Below are 16,198 nucleotides of genomic sequence, written 5' to 3'. Positions count from 1 at the left end.
TAGGTGGGCCAGTTGGTGATTTTGAACTTTTGCTTTGCCACGGAACGGTCTGCGTTGTCGGGAAGATGCGTGATCTGATCCTTCAACTCAGCAAAAGTTCGATTTATTCAACAAAGCCATGCACCTGAAGAAAGTGGGCTTTCAGATGGTATAGAGGTATCGCTTCCCTCATTTTCAATCTTCACACCAAAGCAGGCATGTTCCTTTTGTACAAGGAAGGTTTCTTTTACAGAAACAGAATCCTGCTTTGAATTATCTAATTGTAGAGGTGTTAAATACTCCTTAAACTTTTGATCTAAGACATTCTCTAGCAATACATTAATAGGAGGCTTAGGTTCAGTATCTATAGTATTTCCATCATTCAGAAACCTATTAAGATCTGCAAGTGTTAATCTTTCGTTTAAACCATTTATAAAATTTGCCAAGTCAGGAAATAAATTATTTAATACCAACCCGGTACTAATAGCCGACCTAATTAAATCCAGTTGGTCACCCCTATGACAAAGTTCTGTTTTTTTCAAGAAACTATAAACATAGGGTGCTTTTCTTTCGGATATCCAGAAAGACCGGATCTGAATCCGGTCGTTATCTGCCTTATTTGAGATAGGGTATTTAGCCATGTTCTAGCTCATTATTCTGAATAAATAGTATCAGCAATTGCCAAAGATAATGCGAACTGCGGATTGTCTACCATGATAACTTTAGCCGTTTCAAAATGTTTACGAATAGCTGTTTCGATGAGATATGAACCTCCCCCAACAAGGAAAACATTATGAGGCCTCTCTTCGACTTGTGTAACCGCTCTGATTACTTTACTTTGCAACTTCTGTACCGCAGAGTTTACCGCATCAAAAACACCGTCACGCTTGTCCTCTGCAACCTTCAAAGCTGATTTATCATGACGATTATCAACAAGATGATGAATGTAAGCATTACTCGTATTCAGTTTCTCAGATTCAAGATACCTGCTGATCTCATCGTAAACAATAGAACAACCAATACGGTCAAAACCTTTTACTTTCGAAATCTGTTCTAATTGCCCAGTAATACTTGCAACATCAAGAGTAGTACCACCAAGATCAATTACCAAACTTGATTCAAATGAAGCAATATCCTCAATTTCATCTGCCCGGGTCACAGCTGGTAAAGATTCAGGGAAAACAGTCACAGACAAAACGTTAAAAGAATAGCGTTTACCGTCAAGATAACGCTCTACTGGTTTCATCAGATTATCTTTTTTTCTCTGAATATTTTCAATATTCGTTTCCCCTAAAGCAGTATAGAACTGGCTAAGTGGTAAAGTAACAAAGAGGTGAACATCCTGAGGAACTAAACCAGAAGCATGAAGTGCATGGTGAACATTTAACCGGCTAATTTCATCGTATTGGTGAGATACATCAGTCGATTCCAGTGAGTTACTAGATTCGCTGTGATGCGAAAACCTTTCCAGCCCATCAATAAGATAGTTAAAAGGATTGAGACCCTCATGGCGAACACGGAAATCTGGAACAAAACTATTTTGTGTAAGCAAGGGAACTAATTCGTTTCTTTCATTAAGACAAACCAGTTTTGCAGCTTTACTTCCATCATCGACAACGATTTTTAAAGCTTCAGTGATATCCTGCACTGATGGTGAAACAGGACTTTCAGATTTTAATAGTTCAGCCATAAAAACTCTCTTTTATTAATAGGACCATATTAGATATTAACTTTATACATTAATGGTGACCTATTATCAACATTAACACTATTAAAAAAATACGTAAGTCTATGTTATTTCAGCATCCTTCCATTTTAAATACCTTACCGTTAAATTTCCTGTATTCATGTATTAACCATGTTTATAAAGGAGCCAATTATAATCAGAAAGTTACTTTGCATCCTAAGTATGAACTGTTTGAGAGCCAGGACTGGGGCCTTTACCTGTAAGTAACAAAGGTCCTTAGGCTTAGAATCCAAAATGACGCCTTTTTGTAAAAAAATCATAGTTCGAAATACCGTATCATCGATGTAAACATACGTAGAGGAATTTATGGCAGCTGAGCACGTCCAAACTATAGACCTTACAAACTTCTCCGGAAGGATTTTCTTTCTGGCAGATCCTCATGGACATTACTCTGCGCTGTGCAACTTGATCCAATCAGTTACAAAGCCAGAAGAAGAGATAGTAATTTTCTCTACTGGAAATTTGTTTGACTATGGGCCGGAACCCATAGAATTGATGAAGGCGATAAACAGTGGCTTTTTCGATGGACGTTTTGTGAGGCATTTCTCAGCTGCCGGAGCCGGAGAAGAAATGTTAAAAAAATTGTTACCATTAAACAAAGACCGGAGAACATTTTACCCCAGCACATACCTCAATGAGAGATGGTGTGTAATGGGCGGAAAGTGGCATAAAGCTGTGAATCGTTACTATTTAGAGGAAGAGGTAAAAAAACTTCTTAATACCCAGCTTGGTACGATGATGCAGATTTTACTAAAAGGCGATATAAAAATTGGGGTTTGCCATTCTGATTACGCCCCTATCCGCACATCATTCACTGATACTTATAATGCGCTTCAAGCATTCAACTATGCCAATGTGAATATTTTTCAGAGCCAGTTTCTATTCGGTATGGACCATGCCGTAATACCAATGATGATAAATGACGTCAACCTTATGGTCCTAGGTAGGAATCCTGTAAACAGCATTCGAAAAGCCCATGGTCGTACTCAAAACAATCTTCCAGTACTGATCGGTAATTGTTTGCATATAAATACTGGATCACTCTATATGTCAAAATTAGAAGACCAGGTAATAGTTGCTCCGGGTATACCGCAAACTGACTCACCAGCACTTACATTAGTAGAAATAATCATGAAGAACAATCCAGTTTTATTGTGTCATCAGCTAATACAAACAACAAACAAGTTTTATTCACTTAAAACCTATCCTTTAGAACTCGATTCGATTGAAAACAACATTGAGGTAACAAGATGAAGATAAATTGGAAGATTATCTCAATTTCAACATTACTTTTGCATCTTCACGCAGCAGCTGCACCACATCAAGAGAAAGAGCATAGAAAAGATGCTTTTTCTTCTGCCGCACAGAAAAGTGATTCACTTATATCTGCTAAAGCGGAGCTTATAAACGGAAGGTGGTTTATAAATGGTAAATATAGGCCTGTTCTAAAGACCAGCATGACCAAAACCAATTTCTTAGAAATCATGAATGTTTCAAATAAAGAATCACTTTTTATTGTGATACCAAAACTTGAGTATAATATCATTGCCAAAAATAAAATCTTACTAAATGAAAAAATTGCATTAAGCGAAGGCACATCCGGAAAAAGCATTGTTTGGGTCGAGCCAAAATCAAGTCTAACTATATCGTTTATAAATGACCTTGCTAATACGCCCCTTCAGGCTATCGTTTCGATCACAAGAAACAACAAAGATATAATTGCCATCTTTGGACCGGATCAGGGTAAAGGGTTTACTCTTCCCGGAAATACGTCTAATGATCAAGTGTCCGTTCCTGACTATTCTGACCTAAATATAAAAAAACTTAACATACCTCAAAGTGTTGGTAATCCAGTAACCATCAATCCTAAAGAGAAGAATTACCTCTTAGTTGGACAAGGAAAATATGAAATCTTATCTCTTCCTAAATATCAACATTTAGTATTTTCTGAACCCGTTTATATTGAGAAAAGAAAAAATATCCTCGGTGGTTATGGTTATTGGACGAAAGAAACAATTCTCTACCCCGGTGAATCATTATCTTTTATAACGAGCGCCAAAAACAATCTAAGGAAGCGGGATGATTAAAGTTATCACACTTTTATTGTTTGCATTACTGACTGGTTGTCAGTCAGTAGAAAGTAAAATCGAAGAACTCCCGACAGTTGGTTTTGACCCTATTCTATACAATAAAAGTGAGGCCTTTACTGACGGAAAAGTTACTTTACGTGTCGAAAGTTCAGGAACTGATGTTTGGCTTGTCGCCAAGAATGGAACCAGAAGTTTTATTGAGCTTTCAGGCCTAACGCTAGGTGGTAGTCGTTGTGCTTACAATGCCCGTAGTAAGCAACTTTTGCCCCCAGGCAGCGTAAGCACATTCGTAGTTCCTACGGTTGGAATGCTTGGACTTTGCTTCAACAATGAAGATCAACTTATGTTTATTAACCGTGCTTTTAGCAGAATCTCTCCCAAAGCAAAAGGAAAAGATTCGCTTTCGCTTTTATTTTCTGTTAGTTACGATTTTCCCGGAAAAGCGGACCTAATTACTAACCACGATTTTCAAGAGTTATATCTTTTATTTTTGAATGAGGATAATCTATGAAACAAACATTAATTGTTATTTTAATATGTTTTTGTCACACGGCTTTAGCATATCCATACCGTATCTATACTGTCCCGGAAGGGGCATTAGTAAAAAACATACTAACTAATGAATATCTAGGAAAAACCCCTGTGGTTGTGGACGTGAGCAATACCGAAGCTGGTTCTACTTTTGGGATTTCATTATTTAGACATGAAAATGTTGCTATAAAGATTTTTACAGTAATGCCTTCAGCAGAAAATAATTTTGCTGTTTCTGGACCTGACGTTGCAACTATGTCATTGCCGGGAAAAGCACCTTTAAACGTAGTAAATGATGGGAATGGCGCTTCTGTTCATATAGAACTAAGACCTTATATGTCTGAACCTGCGCACACCCCATATTAATATAACAAGAAATTAAAAATATAAATCATATGAACTGCATCATAAAGATGCAGTTCAATATTTATTCTGATACTTTTAATTTTTCTTTTATGAACTCCTCTAGTTCCTTAATAAAACCCGCATTTATCCTATTGAATTCAAAGCGAATTTTTCTACCAGTATTGTTTTTACTGATTCTTGCATACTTATCTTTGTTATCAAAAGTAATAAGATCACTTGTTTCCCATTTTGTGGAATAAGTTTTTTCACAAACACTTTCCACAGATTGTGTGATTTTTTCCATTACAACTTTTTGAGCAACCTGGAGATCTCCAATGTCTAAATCTTTTGTTTCCTCTTTAACATTATCTATTACTTCATCTAAAGGAAATAGATTTTTTTGCACATATTTCTGTAAACGAGACAAGCGACTATAATAGGAGTTCGGGATTCCTTCATAATCCGGGAATAAAGAGATCAATGTTTCGTCAATACGGGCCGCCTGGATTCTTTTGGCTACCGATACATGACTAATCCCAAGATATGCTGCGAGTTCTTCATTAGTAGAAAATCCTTTTTCTTCCATTTTTTTGATAAATTGAAACCCAACTTCTCTATATGAAAATTTTCGAGATGTTTGTGCTGCGGATATAATTGAATTTATATCATCTTCGGTTAGTTCATCCGGAAGAACCCACAGGGGGAGATCCTTTTCTGCCTTTATACAGCAGAAACGTCTGCGACTTCCTTCTATTAATAAATAAACCCCATCTCTTTTTACAGCGATCCCTTCGGTATCGACCCCTCTTTCTTCAATCTGCTTAAGAATATCTCTAACAGAATAATCTGTAAGGGCTTCTTGATTTCGTGGGTTCGCTGGATGGACTAAGGTCTCCTTCTCCACTCTCTGGGCTGGAACAATCACATGTTCCGCTTCAAGTCTCCGGCCCTTATGAAGAGTGAATAACTTTTTTATGCGAGGTGCTGTTTTCAAACCCGCAAGACCTGAACGGTGACCGACTTCTGTCCGCTTTGGTGCGTTTAAATATCGAGATTTATCATTCCCGATATGTTGCTCATCGCTCATGCGTTAACTCCTTGCTTAGCTGAAAAACTTTTTATTTCATTTATAAATTGCTGATATACCTGTAATACAGATTCTTCTGCGACATCAAGCTGCTTTGCGGAACAAAGTTCCTCTGATTTTTTGATATCAAGCACTGTACGCCCTTTGGAAGCAGCTGCCTTAAATGCTTCAGAATTTTTTATGTTAGCGGACATCAAAAGGTCCTGAACAGTTCTGATTAATTTATCCAAAACTATTCTTTCATATGGACTTTTGTCATCTACATTGACAGCAAGAACTTTGAACCATTTTAAATTGTCGCCCTTACTTGGTGATTGTTTAAACCTTTCACTTATTGTAAGCATGAAGTCTGTAGTAGAGGCGTAATCATATTCACGTGGTGACACTGCGACAAGAATCCCATCGGCCGCTTCGTCAGCAGCCCAGATCAAAGGTGAATCTTCAGGTGGAGTGTCTATAATAATCAAATCATAGTTCTGCTTCAGTACCGGTAAGATAACTTCCTTGAAACGTAGTAACAAAGACGTACGTTCTTCTCTAGAACATTGCCAGTATTTATCTTTAAAACGAGCATCTGTCGGAAAAGCCGTTATTACGTCCAAGTTTGGCAGATGCGTTGAAAAAGGCATATTAGTGATGATTTCTTCTTCAGAGAATCCTGAATCTAAATATTTTTTATACTCAGAATTTTCTTCATAAATTCCAAGGATTGCATCAATTGCTGTAAGGAAGACATCATCTTCTGAGACACTTTGAATCATGCTGCTTCCAATCGAACCTTGTGGGTCCCATTCGATCATTAATACACGTGCATTGAGTTGTAGATCTAAAGCAGCTGCTACTGCTAAAGCTACAGATGTAGTGCTTTTCCCTGTACCGCCTTTATGATTCTGAGTAACAATAGCTCTGCTAAAGTAATGATCGCGGTACTTGGGATAACCCAGGGCATCCATTATTTTTTGAACATCCCAGCGGGTGTAAAGATGATTTTTGTTTTGATAAATAGGTGCACCAACAAGTTCTTTTTCTTCTAAGTCCGAAAGTATTTTATTGAACGTTACTCGTGACTTCCCAAAAAAATCAGAGAGATTTTTTTTATTCAAACAGTGGTTATAGATCAGTCTATCAACACCATCAACACTATCATCAGAAACAGATACTCTTGATGAAGCCATCAGAGATTCCTTTAGAGAAATCTGCTCGCTTTTCATGCGCTGACCAACGAGGGCGATCTTTTCAAGTAAATTCATGGTTATGACCTTTTTGCACTGAAAACCGACTTTTACGCATATATGTAAACTTTACGTATAATGCGTCCATTTCCTTGTTATGCGTACAATTCTATCCTTAGTTTCAATCTTAAGCTAATGTTTGTTTACTTTTTTATGATTTTTTGTGAGCTTAACTTGCAGATGTGAGCTCAGACTCTCTAGTCCATACCTAATGCACAACCTGTTTAAACCACGATTCTTGTCTCCTTCTCTACGCTTTGAAGTTAAGAGCTCCATTAATGAATCTTCACGCCTACCCTATTTCTTGCTTAGACCCTAAAATCTATCTCACCGGTGTGCTGATATACGTTTCCTAACTGTGAACCGTTGTCGTCAGTCCAGTCTAAAGATATGAGGTGTTAATCTCTTGAGGAGGCACACTACGAATTATGGGAGCAGAGTTAGCAACCTCACCCCGAAATGAAACCCAACTTAAGGAGGCAACCCCAGTGTGGAGATTAAGGGGGTTAAATCTGCCAGCGGCTGACAGTGTCCCAGCTGCTGCTCAGTCACACCACGCCCTGATTTAATCCCCTGCCCGGTATTGTAATGACCGAAAAAAACCCGTGCACTGGTGTCGGCAGACCGGCATGCATGAATATGACGTTAATCTGTATCAGCAGGCACTTTTCGCATAATGGGAGCAAGTGATAGCAACGCCGCCCAGAACGGAATGCCAACATCAGGACTGAACCCAAGTTTGGCGATTAAGGGGGTTAAATTTGCAAGCGGATGACAGTGCCCCCAGCTGCTGCTCAGTCACACCACGCTTGATTAAATCTCTCGCCAGGTCTTGTTTTGACCGAAAATAGCCCAAGCACTGATGTCGGCAGACCGGCATATAGGAATATGACGTTAATCTGTATCAGCAGGTACATTTCGCATTATGTGAGCAAGTGATAGCAACCCAGCCCGGAACTGAAGGCCAGCATGAGGACAGAACCCCAGTTTGGCGATTAAGGGGGTTAAATCTCACAGCGGCTGACAGTGCCTTCAGATGCTGCTCAGGCATACTACTCTCCCTGATATAATCTCCCATATGTTCTTGAGATCGTCGGAAATCGCCCATGCACCGGTGTCGGCAGACCGGTATGCAGTAATGTGAATTTAATCTGCATCATCAAGCACATTTCGTATTATGGAAGTAAGTGTTAGTAAACCAAAGCCCGCCCAGAACGGAAGGTCAACATCAGAACAGAATCCCAGTTTGGCGATTAAGGGTGTTAAATCTGCAAGCTGCTGACAGTGCCCCAGTTGCTGCTCAGTCACACCACGCCCTGATAGAATCTCCTGCCCGGAAATGTGATGACCGAAAAAAGCCCGTGCACTGGTGTCGGCAGACCGGCACGCAGGAATATGACGTTAATCTGTATCAGGAGGCACATTTCGCATTATGGGAGCAAGCGATAGCAACCCAAGCCCAGAACTGAAGGCCAGCATCAGGACAGAACCCCAGTATGGCGATTAAGGGGGTTAAATCCGCCAGTGGCAATAAGATCCCGAGCGGTGTTTAAGAAATATTTCCCGAAGGACAATCTTCCGCTCGTACGATGAATATAGTGTTCAACCCGGGAGAGGGATCACTTAACCTGCTTAGCCTAAATCTTACGTCATTCTCTAAACGGAGTTTAAGCTTAATGGTCCTGAGAAAGTTAAAAGGACTACCCATAATGACGGTTTGAGATGGCGAATAAGGGTTTTTTCTGCCAGCGGCTGACATTGCCCCAGCTTCTGCTCAGTCACACCACGCCTGATTAAATCTTCCGCCAGGTCTTGTTATGACCGAAAATTGTCCGTGCACTAGAGTCGTAAGACCTGCATACAGGAATGAGGCGTAAATCTTTATCAGGTGGCAAGGTTCGCATCATGGGAGCAAGGGTCTTGAACTGGAGGTTAACATCATAAAATCCCAGATTGGCGATTAAGGGTGTTAAATCTGACAGCGACTGAAAGTGCCTTCAGATGCTGCTCAGGTATATTACACCCTGAAAAAATCAAGCATCTGTGCTTGCGAATATCGGAAAAGGCCATGCACCGGTGTCGGCAGACCGGCATGGGCAATGAGACGTTAATCTGTATCAGCTGGCGCATTTCGTATCATGGGAACAAGTGTTAGCAACCCTCTCCAGGACGGAAGGACACTATCAGGACTGATCCCAGTTTGGCGATTAAGGGGGTTAAATCTGCCAGCGGCTGACAGTGCCTTCTGATGCTGCTCAGACATACTATGCACAGATATAATCACCCGTCCGTCCTTGTGATTATCGGAAAAGGCCATGCACCGGAGTCGGCAGACCGGTATGCAGTGATGTGACTTTAATCTTTATCAGCAGGCGCATTTCGTATTAAGGGAGCAAGTGTTAGCAACCCTGCCCAGGACGGAAGGACACTATCAGGACTGAACGCCAGTTTGGCGATTAAGGGGGTTAAATCTGCCAGTGGCTGACAGTGCCTTCTGATGCTGCTCAGACATACTATGCACAGATATAATCACCCGTCCGTCCTTGTGATTATCGGAAAAGGCCATGCACCGGAGTCGGCAAACCGGTATGCAGTGATGTGACTTTAATCTTTATCAGCAGGCGCATTTCGTATTAAGGGAGCCAGTGTTAGCAACCCTGCCCAGGACGGAAGGACACTATCAGGACTGAACGCCAGTTTGGCGATTAAGGGGGTTAAATCTGCAAGCGGATGACAGTGCCCCAGCTGCTGCTCAGTCACACCACGTCCTGATAAAATCTCCTGCCCGGTAATGTGATGACCGAAAAAAGCCCGTGCACTGGTGTCGGCAGACCGGCACGCAGGAATATGACGTTAATCTGTATCAGCAGGTACATCTCGCATTAGGGAGCAAGTGATAGCAACCCCGCCCAGAACTGAAGGCCAGCATGAGGACAGAACCCCAGTTTGGCGATTAAGGGGGTTAAATCCGGCAGCGTGAGTAAGTGCCCGTGCTGTGTTAAAGAAATATTCCCTAAGGACAATCTTCCGCTCGGCCTTTTGTATAAAGTTGTCACCCCGGGAGCGGGGATCACTTTACCTGCTTAGCCTAAATCTTACGTCAATCGCTATCCGGAATTTTAGCTTAATGGTCCTGAGCAAGTTAAAAGGGCTACCCATAATGACGTCCCCAGATGGTGATAAAGGAGTTAATTCCGCCTTCGGCTTACAGTGCCGCAGCTGCTGCTCAGCAACACCACGCCCTGATTAAATCTCCCGCCTGTCCTTGTGATGACCAAAAATAGTCCGTGCACTGGCGTCGTAAGACCGGCATACAGGAATGAGGCGTTAATCTTTATTAGGTGGCAGGATTCGCATCATGGGAGCAAGGGCCCTAGAACTGTAGACTAACATTAGAAAATCACAGTTTGGCGATAAAGGGGGTTAAATAAGTTAAAAGTCTTCGGTGAGCAAATTGGATAAATTTTCAGAAACCAAACCGTTAATAATAAACTTTTAGAAGAATGATTAAAGGATATTAAGTTTTGTATGCAAAATGACACCAGTGATCTGTTTTCACTAATAATGCCGCGCTACTTTGATTACCTTTGGTAAACAAAAATGTAATTTACGTGATTTTCATCTTATAATGTCAGTATTGAAGTTATAAATTTTGTTTACTTAATGCGTACACAACCTAACTGCGATTTGTATTTATGTCACTGTTTTTACACCACATTAATTATAAAACCAAAATTTGCAGCACAGTGATGAACTCATTAAGTCACAACCTCATTTGTTTACTTAAGGCATACAATAAAAAACCAGATTCTTATGAGACATCTGGTTTAATTATTTTTGCTTGAAGATATTTACTCTACGCGGCCAAACCCGCTGCTACTTCTTGAGCATAGAGAATTTCTATTGCCTCGCCATAGCTACAATTCTCGCGGCTTTGAATTTCCCATAATTTACTCCTGTCAGCACTATCCGTAGTAAAACAAAGCTCCATTTTCCGGTCTACGTATAACCGACAGATCTCTTGGAAGTTTTCGAACCTGACTAACATCTCTGAAAACACCTTTTTGACTGTACGAATATTTTTCATACGTTCATATTCTGCATCTGAAGTAGAAAAATATTTATTAGCCTTCATTGCTTCAATGCTTTCTTTTTCTTGTTTCATGATTATCTTCCAAGGCGAGTTAGCAGTCAGGGCCCGGCCAACAGAAGAAGTAAAATAATCTTCAAACGACTGTGTGATACAGATGCCAGCGCAGTTTGTTTTCCTGAACCTACGCCATGCCGCTTCGAGGAAGGAAGAGAAGAATTGGTTTGATTGATTTCCGGCACCTGATGAATTATCAGGACGAATGTACTCCCATGCTTCATCAAGGATGAACAAGCGACGACGCCCATCTTTTTTGATGAACATTGCATGCTGAGCAGCCTGAATGATAGACATTAATACAACTGTCTGAAGGTGGGGGGTGCCTTTTAGCTCCTCCAGTTCCAAAACAATAAATCTGCTGTCGAAGTTGATTGGAGGCAACGTATCGGTAAACCGGTGCCCATAAATTCCACCTTCGCACCATGCTCCGAGTTGCTCCCCAATATCCTTTATACGTTTGTCTTCATGCTTCTTGCAACGCAGAGCAAAGCCGGTTATTGAACCGGTCCGACCTGATTTTCTGGATTCTTGGTACTCTTCTGCAATAAGCTGAAGCATCACTGATTGTTGATAATCATCGATAAGGCCTTTCTCTGAAGCCATAATTTTTAGCTGATTCAAAACCATTATGGTCTGAGCAACTTTGTCTTTTTCTGCATCGTTTGAAGTTGATTCACCGGTAAATTCAGGTGCTTCGTTAAATACATCGTCGTTAACAGTGATGTCAGTTAGGAAGGCAAAGGGATTTAGGGTGAAGTCAGGGGTTTTACCGAAATCAATAAATTGACTGTTTGTATATTGTTCCGCAATCCCCTGGTAAGAACGGCCCACGTCCACAACAAATACTTGAGCACCGTCAGGATCATCATCTGGGTATTCGTTTTCTAAAAAATGCTTAAATGTTGAGCGATAATGAACGAGGTTATTAGATCGCGGTCCAGCTCCAAGATAGTTATTGATTAGATATGCTGTCCAGAATGACTTCCCTGCACCTGACGTTGCACCAATAACCATGTTATAGCTTGCAGAAGTCTTGAAAATATCAAGTCCCATGAGTTGACCTTCACGAGAAACTAAACTCAGTACTGGTCTATCTGTATTACCTTTCCAGGGCCCAAAGATCGGTGTCATATGAGCCGCTCCGGTGTTGCTCACTACTTCGGAACGGTCAAGGTCGAAAATTGTCTTTGGGTCATTGCACATTGGCAGACATGACATAAATGACGGGAAAACGATAAAGGAATCATCTGCTACTTTGACCCGGCTTTCGAGGTAAAAGGATTTGAGATCGTTAGCTGCTGTCTGCACAGAATTGGCATTACTACCCATAACAGTGAAAGTAAGATACCCTCTTAAAAGCTTTGCGCCATCCTCAAGCTCGCGAGTTACGGCCATGTAGTCATTATCCATATCCCGCAGGCGAGGGCAGAATGTGACAACTGAAGGTATACTTGCCTGTTTATTAGTGATTGCTTTGTAGCGGACGTTTTCTTTTGACAACTTGAGCGGATCGGCAAACTGAACAGTCTGAGTGATCATAAATGGGCTGAAAATTGTCTTACGTCCATGCATCCAGTTAACTACTAACTCATACATACAACCGAAATTGACGTATTCAGGAAACTTTACAACGGAAAGTTGTTTGAAGTAACGATGCTCAGATTCGTCGTCACTTTGTGTGACTGATGAGAAATGATTTTCTGTGACTGTATACTTACGGCCGGGAACGTTAACTTGTTCATTAAGCCTTTTCATAGTGTTAACGTCTATGAAACCTTCAGCCCACCGGGAGTTCTTTCCGGGGTTTACGACCTTATCTATACAATAGAGCCAGTTTTCTGCATCGACCTTAAACGGATGCAATCCAATCGTAATTAACTTACTTACAAGTTCAGAGTAAAGTGAATCGATACGCGAATGTTCCAGCTCGGTAGGAAGGGCAGACTGTAAAGGAATCGATAGCGAGATCCATACCTGAAAATCCCTCAACATAAGGTTATCATGATCAGGTTTTAAAGGCTTATGCATACTTCTGTCGTAGTAGTCCAACTGATAACCATTAAGCAGATCTGCTTTAAGCTTATCGTTCCCAGTCATACGCCCACCTCGCACAGCTGACCAAGCACTAAGCTGTAAAGTCAGGTCTGGCAATGCAGTCAGAGATATTTGACAGACAGTATCTGTAGGGAAATCCATTTTGAACATTTCAGCAAGAACATCTTGCTGATTATCAAAAACTCCAGGGGATGGATTACAGATAAACATAAACCCTAATCTGTTGCCATCAATCAAAAAATAGTGAGTCCCTGCTAATTGATCGTAAACAGGGATAAACCCACCTAATTGATGGCGATTTAAACCGCTATTGTAATTATTGATAGCTTCCATATTTGACCTTACAGTTGTCTAACAATGCCGTTCGAAGAGACAGCTTTAGTTGCTTTTTGTTGCTGCTGCATATTTTCCCGGGCCGCATCCTGTACTTCTAAAGGAACTATGCGAGCTGGGTTTGAGGTCGAATTCTTGCCAGCAATCCATGTTTGCGGTTTTACGTTGACATAAACGTAGCCGGGAAGATTAAGCGCATCGTTATCATCGGTATAAGGTGCAAAAGTAATTCTCATTACTTTCCCCTGTTGCAGAACAGCAAGTGGTTCAGGAGCCACTACAGCTTGTTTATAACCTTGCGAACGGTATTGCTGGATCTGCCCAGGGTTGAGAGTCGGGTTAACGGGCTGGCCATTGTAAAGAGAGTACATATCCTTACCAGGGCTGATATCAGAATTAGGTGCAACGTAGCGTGGGGCATTTCCAGCAGAAACCGGATAGCTTGTTTGTTTAACGACTTCCGCAGCCGGATGAACGAAAGGGTTACCAGTTGAAGAGGCAGTGCTATAACTGCTAGTCATCCTTACGTTTGAATTAACCGGTACACCAGAAATAGGCCGTGGTCCAATGGATGAAGTAGGGGCACCCATTTTTAAAGTTTTATCGTACATGACAGGTAACTGACCAACTGGCTTAATTTCGGTTTTTGAATAAGCCACAGGCTGATTTTTAAGGGTAGTAGACTGTGGATATTTGACTTCCCCTGGAGGGCTAATTTCAGTTGGATAACGGCTGTCATTGACAGCCGATTTCTCCTTTCCCGATTCCGACTCTTCCCCCGCCAGTGCAGACAGATCATCTCGATTATTAGTTAACTCCATAACTTCGCGAGGACCTTTACAGATAACGCCCTTTTCAATGCCTGGACATTCGGATTCGGAACTACCGATGGAGCACCCCGTAAGATATGAGGATGTACCTACAACCAGAGCACTGAGTACCAATCTTTTGATGTTCATAAACTAGCCTTGATTTGTCTCAAATGGATTTTTTAAGAGAGGTTCAACGCTTTGGTTCAACCAGTAGTCGAAATCTTTTGGAATGCCATTACCAGCCAAACCATCCTGTCTGACAACTGAAGGTACACCCTGCAATTTATAAATTCCTGCGAGCATCAATGACGCTACCAAAGGTTCCGCCGGACATTCTTCTGCTTCTTTTTGAGAGAGCAATCTTTTTTCAATGTCGGATTTGCTTCCCATTAGCCAACGAAGAATATCGAGGTTGTTTATTTTTCCTTTTTCTTTACTACACCAGAGCCTTCTAAGCTCTTCTTTTGGCTCACCGGGTGAGGGAACTAAAACAATATCTATCCGATACTTGTCCCGATCTGCATAGAATTTCTTAACAAGTTCCATGCAACCGTCACAATCAAGTGTTATGAAAATGGCTGCTTGTCTTTTAAGCTTTGAATTTCCCAGAGGAATGGACGCTACAGTTTCCAGAGGGAAGGGGGCCTCATCAAGACTAATAAAATAGGAATTCCTGATTTCTTCTACAGTCAGAACAGGTTTACGTTTAATTACATCAACAAGGCTTCCCCCAGTAAGGGAGTATCGGCCATCGGTCGTTACTGCCATTAGCTGCGAACGTTCGTCCTGAAAGAGGTATAGCCCACCAGAAGGAATGTATATGGCATCCTTAGGTTTATATCCTTTCATTTTTGATAACACACCCGAGATCTGACTGGGTGAAACGCCACCTTCCTTTGCCTTTGCCATTAACGCAGCAGCATCACTATTAGTTAGGACCTGCTCTGAAGCATAAGTGACCGTATTCGCCATAATGGCGAAAGCCGCCATTAAAGGGAAAAGTAACTTTTTCACTATTGGGTGCCCTCTACTTCTTTGCATTATAAGAACTTGATTGTACCGCTTCAGAGCTATCTTCAAGTTCCATATAAGTGACGATTTCAACACTATCCGGTACAGTAACGGCAAGCGTTGCATCAATAATTAAATAGCCACGGTCACGGTAGATCTTCATTAATGTTCTGAAATATTCTTCGAATTGAGATCTATCATTGTCAGCAGTACGGCCTCCGTGATGCTTGAAAAATTCCTTACGTAATTCAGGCATGTCAAGCACTGCAATCTTGTACGAAGGCTGGGATTGTTTATTGAAGTAATCGTAAACATTCATAAAGCCTTTATAACCATAAATAATGACCAATACGGCAAAGGCGAAGAAAAATAAATACTTCAATATTTTTTCAATATCAATTTCGAAGGTAATTTTTTTTGTTGTCCTTTCTCGCACCATTTTTTTAGTGATTTCAGGTCCAGCTGATTCAGGCGATTCTTTTTTTTCTAAACTATCCATTTAAACCTCAGCGACTGGTCAGATTCGTTGGAATTGTAGTTCCGGTCTGAACGACAAATGTAATAGCTCGGCCAGGGCTAATTTCTACGATTGGCCACTGTTGTTCTGCAATTGCGGTGTAGTAATCGACGAGTCGATTAAGACCACCTTGAGCTGCACCAGCCCCGGCTAATGCCCCAAGTGCACCAAAATTAGGGGACTGATACTGAGCCCTGAGAGATCCCCTCATAATTTCCCCAAAGCGTAACCATGTGTGAATAAATTTTGAGCTAGTAGGGTTGCAGCCACGAGTAAGTCTTCCCTTGTTATTGTGTAGCCAGAATGCCG

General features: G+C 41.2%; 15 protein-coding genes and 1 pseudogene. 4 read left to right on the top strand and 12 right to left on the bottom strand.

The genetic code is table 11. The features are described 5' to 3' along the window. From ACOTX5_RS24800 to parM, 3 genes are all read right to left on the bottom strand, one after another. Nucleotides 1-86, bottom strand: an 86-nt coding sequence (locus tag ACOTX5_RS24800) for a hypothetical protein (protein ID WP_225517502.1), incomplete at its 3' end; no start/stop codon positions are given. Between the two features lie 21 nt (nucleotides 87-107). Beyond that, the gene (locus ACOTX5_RS24795; RefSeq protein WP_001151875.1) at nucleotides 108-620 is read right to left on the bottom strand and encodes a hypothetical protein; all 513 of its coding nucleotides are present in this window, start codon (nucleotides 618-620) and stop codon (nucleotides 108-110) included. Nucleotides 621-631: 11 nt separating this feature from the next. Then, nucleotides 632-1,669 (bottom strand): plasmid segregation protein ParM domain-containing protein, encoded by a 1,038-nt coding sequence (parM, locus tag ACOTX5_RS24790; protein WP_000818954.1) that lies wholly within the window; start codon nucleotides 1,667-1,669, stop codon nucleotides 632-634. Between the two features lie 363 nt (nucleotides 1,670-2,032). Between parM and ACOTX5_RS24785 the strand changes: the two genes are divergently transcribed. Genes ACOTX5_RS24785 through ACOTX5_RS24770 form a run of 4 tightly spaced genes read left to right on the top strand, consistent with a single transcriptional unit; the run spans nucleotide 2,033 to nucleotide 4,713 of the window. Continuing rightward, complete coding sequence (locus tag ACOTX5_RS24785) at nucleotides 2,033-2,980, top strand: metallophosphoesterase (RefSeq protein ID WP_234101321.1); 948 nt, start codon at nucleotides 2,033-2,035, stop codon at nucleotides 2,978-2,980. Further along, nucleotides 2,977-3,813 carry a hypothetical protein gene (locus ACOTX5_RS24780; protein WP_000700976.1) on the top strand — a complete coding sequence of 279 codons (837 nt, stop codon included), beginning with the start codon at nucleotides 2,977-2,979 and terminating at the stop codon, nucleotides 3,811-3,813. The genes ACOTX5_RS24785 and ACOTX5_RS24780 overlap by 4 nt, the downstream gene beginning before the upstream one ends. Further along, complete coding sequence (locus tag ACOTX5_RS24775) at nucleotides 3,806-4,327, top strand: hypothetical protein (RefSeq protein ID WP_000598517.1); 522 nt, start codon at nucleotides 3,806-3,808, stop codon at nucleotides 4,325-4,327. Before ACOTX5_RS24780 ends, ACOTX5_RS24775 begins: the two co-directional genes overlap by 8 nt. Further along, the gene (locus tag ACOTX5_RS24770) at nucleotides 4,324-4,713 is read left to right on the top strand and encodes a hypothetical protein (RefSeq protein ID WP_000815011.1); all 390 of its coding nucleotides are present in this window, start codon (nucleotides 4,324-4,326) and stop codon (nucleotides 4,711-4,713) included. The genes ACOTX5_RS24775 and ACOTX5_RS24770 overlap by 4 nt, the downstream gene beginning before the upstream one ends. Before the next feature lie 61 nt (nucleotides 4,714-4,774). Here ACOTX5_RS24770 and ACOTX5_RS24765 read toward each other — a convergent pair whose 3' ends face one another. From ACOTX5_RS24765 to ACOTX5_RS24725, 9 genes and pseudogenes are all read right to left on the bottom strand, one after another. After that, a complete protein-coding gene (locus ACOTX5_RS24765; RefSeq protein WP_001278838.1) occupies nucleotides 4,775-5,779 on the bottom strand; it encodes a ParB family protein in 1,005 nt (334 codons plus the stop codon). Continuing rightward, the gene (locus ACOTX5_RS24760) at nucleotides 5,776-7,029 is read right to left on the bottom strand and encodes a ParA family protein (RefSeq protein ID WP_001050364.1); all 1,254 of its coding nucleotides are present in this window, start codon (nucleotides 7,027-7,029) and stop codon (nucleotides 5,776-5,778) included. The genes ACOTX5_RS24765 and ACOTX5_RS24760 overlap by 4 nt, the downstream gene beginning before the upstream one ends. A gap of 1,128 nt (nucleotides 7,030-8,157) precedes the next feature. Continuing rightward, nucleotides 8,158-8,319 (bottom strand): hypothetical protein, encoded by a 162-nt coding sequence (locus ACOTX5_RS24755; RefSeq protein ID WP_001371949.1) that lies wholly within the window; start codon nucleotides 8,317-8,319, stop codon nucleotides 8,158-8,160. A gap of 2,548 nt (nucleotides 8,320-10,867) precedes the next feature. Beyond that, the gene (locus ACOTX5_RS24750; protein WP_000387412.1) at nucleotides 10,868-13,549 is read right to left on the bottom strand and encodes a TraC family protein; all 2,682 of its coding nucleotides are present in this window, start codon (nucleotides 13,547-13,549) and stop codon (nucleotides 10,868-10,870) included. A gap of 8 nt (nucleotides 13,550-13,557) precedes the next feature. Continuing rightward, nucleotides 13,558-14,508, bottom strand: a complete 951-nt coding sequence (trhV, locus tag ACOTX5_RS24745; protein ID WP_001022588.1) for an IncHI-type conjugal transfer lipoprotein TrhV — start codon at nucleotides 14,506-14,508, stop codon at nucleotides 13,558-13,560. A 3-nt stretch (nucleotides 14,509-14,511) separates the two neighbouring features. Then, nucleotides 14,512-15,270 (bottom strand): DsbC family protein, encoded by a 759-nt coding sequence (gene htdT / locus ACOTX5_RS24740; RefSeq protein WP_234101325.1) that lies wholly within the window; start codon nucleotides 15,268-15,270, stop codon nucleotides 14,512-14,514. A gap of 118 nt (nucleotides 15,271-15,388) precedes the next feature. Continuing rightward, nucleotides 15,389-15,871 carry a hypothetical protein gene (locus ACOTX5_RS24735; RefSeq protein ID WP_000377632.1) on the bottom strand — a complete coding sequence of 161 codons (483 nt, stop codon included), beginning with the start codon at nucleotides 15,869-15,871 and terminating at the stop codon, nucleotides 15,389-15,391. A 7-nt stretch (nucleotides 15,872-15,878) separates the two neighbouring features. Then, nucleotides 15,879-16,082, bottom strand: a pseudogene (locus tag ACOTX5_RS24730) (conjugal transfer protein TraB); the annotation flags it as partial. Between the two features lie 14 nt (nucleotides 16,083-16,096). Continuing rightward, the coding region (locus tag ACOTX5_RS24725) for a hypothetical protein (protein ID WP_223230349.1) at nucleotides 16,097-16,198 on the bottom strand (102 nt) is incomplete at its 5' end.

This window comes from Enterobacter cloacae complex sp. IR5441, from assembly GCF_049238215.1.
Classification (GTDB): domain Bacteria; phylum Pseudomonadota; class Gammaproteobacteria; order Enterobacterales; family Enterobacteriaceae; genus Enterobacter; species Enterobacter hormaechei_C.
This window is presented reverse-complemented; position numbering and strand designations above follow the sequence as displayed.

What these genes read in the sequence shown, in the direction of transcription:
- ACOTX5_RS24795 (WP_001151875.1), bottom strand. Translation starts at nt 620, where the DNA reads ATGGCTAAATACCCTATCTCAAATAAGGCAGATAACGACCGGATTCAG.
- parM (WP_000818954.1), bottom strand. Translation starts at nt 1,669, where the DNA reads ATGGCTGAACTATTAAAATCTGAAAGTCCTGTTTCACCATCAGTGCAG.
- ACOTX5_RS24785 (WP_234101321.1), top strand. Translation starts at nt 2,033, where the DNA reads ATGGCAGCTGAGCACGTCCAAACTATAGACCTTACAAACTTCTCCGGA.
- ACOTX5_RS24780 (WP_000700976.1), top strand. Translation starts at nt 2,977, where the DNA reads ATGAAGATAAATTGGAAGATTATCTCAATTTCAACATTACTTTTGCAT.
- ACOTX5_RS24775 (WP_000598517.1), top strand. Translation starts at nt 3,806, where the DNA reads ATGATTAAAGTTATCACACTTTTATTGTTTGCATTACTGACTGGTTGT.
- ACOTX5_RS24770 (WP_000815011.1), top strand. Translation starts at nt 4,324, where the DNA reads ATGAAACAAACATTAATTGTTATTTTAATATGTTTTTGTCACACGGCT.
- ACOTX5_RS24765 (WP_001278838.1), bottom strand. Translation starts at nt 5,779, where the DNA reads ATGAGCGATGAGCAACATATCGGGAATGATAAATCTCGATATTTAAAC.
- ACOTX5_RS24760 (WP_001050364.1), bottom strand. Translation starts at nt 7,029, where the DNA reads ATGAATTTACTTGAAAAGATCGCCCTCGTTGGTCAGCGCATGAAAAGC.
- ACOTX5_RS24750 (WP_000387412.1), bottom strand. Translation starts at nt 13,549, where the DNA reads ATGGAAGCTATCAATAATTACAATAGCGGTTTAAATCGCCATCAATTA.
- trhV (WP_001022588.1), bottom strand. Translation starts at nt 14,508, where the DNA reads ATGAACATCAAAAGATTGGTACTCAGTGCTCTGGTTGTAGGTACATCC.
- htdT (WP_234101325.1), bottom strand. Translation starts at nt 15,270, where the DNA reads ATGGCAAAGGCAAAGGAAGGTGGCGTTTCACCCAGTCAGATCTCGGGT.
- ACOTX5_RS24735 (WP_000377632.1), bottom strand. Translation starts at nt 15,871, where the DNA reads ATGGATAGTTTAGAAAAAAAAGAATCGCCTGAATCAGCTGGACCTGAA.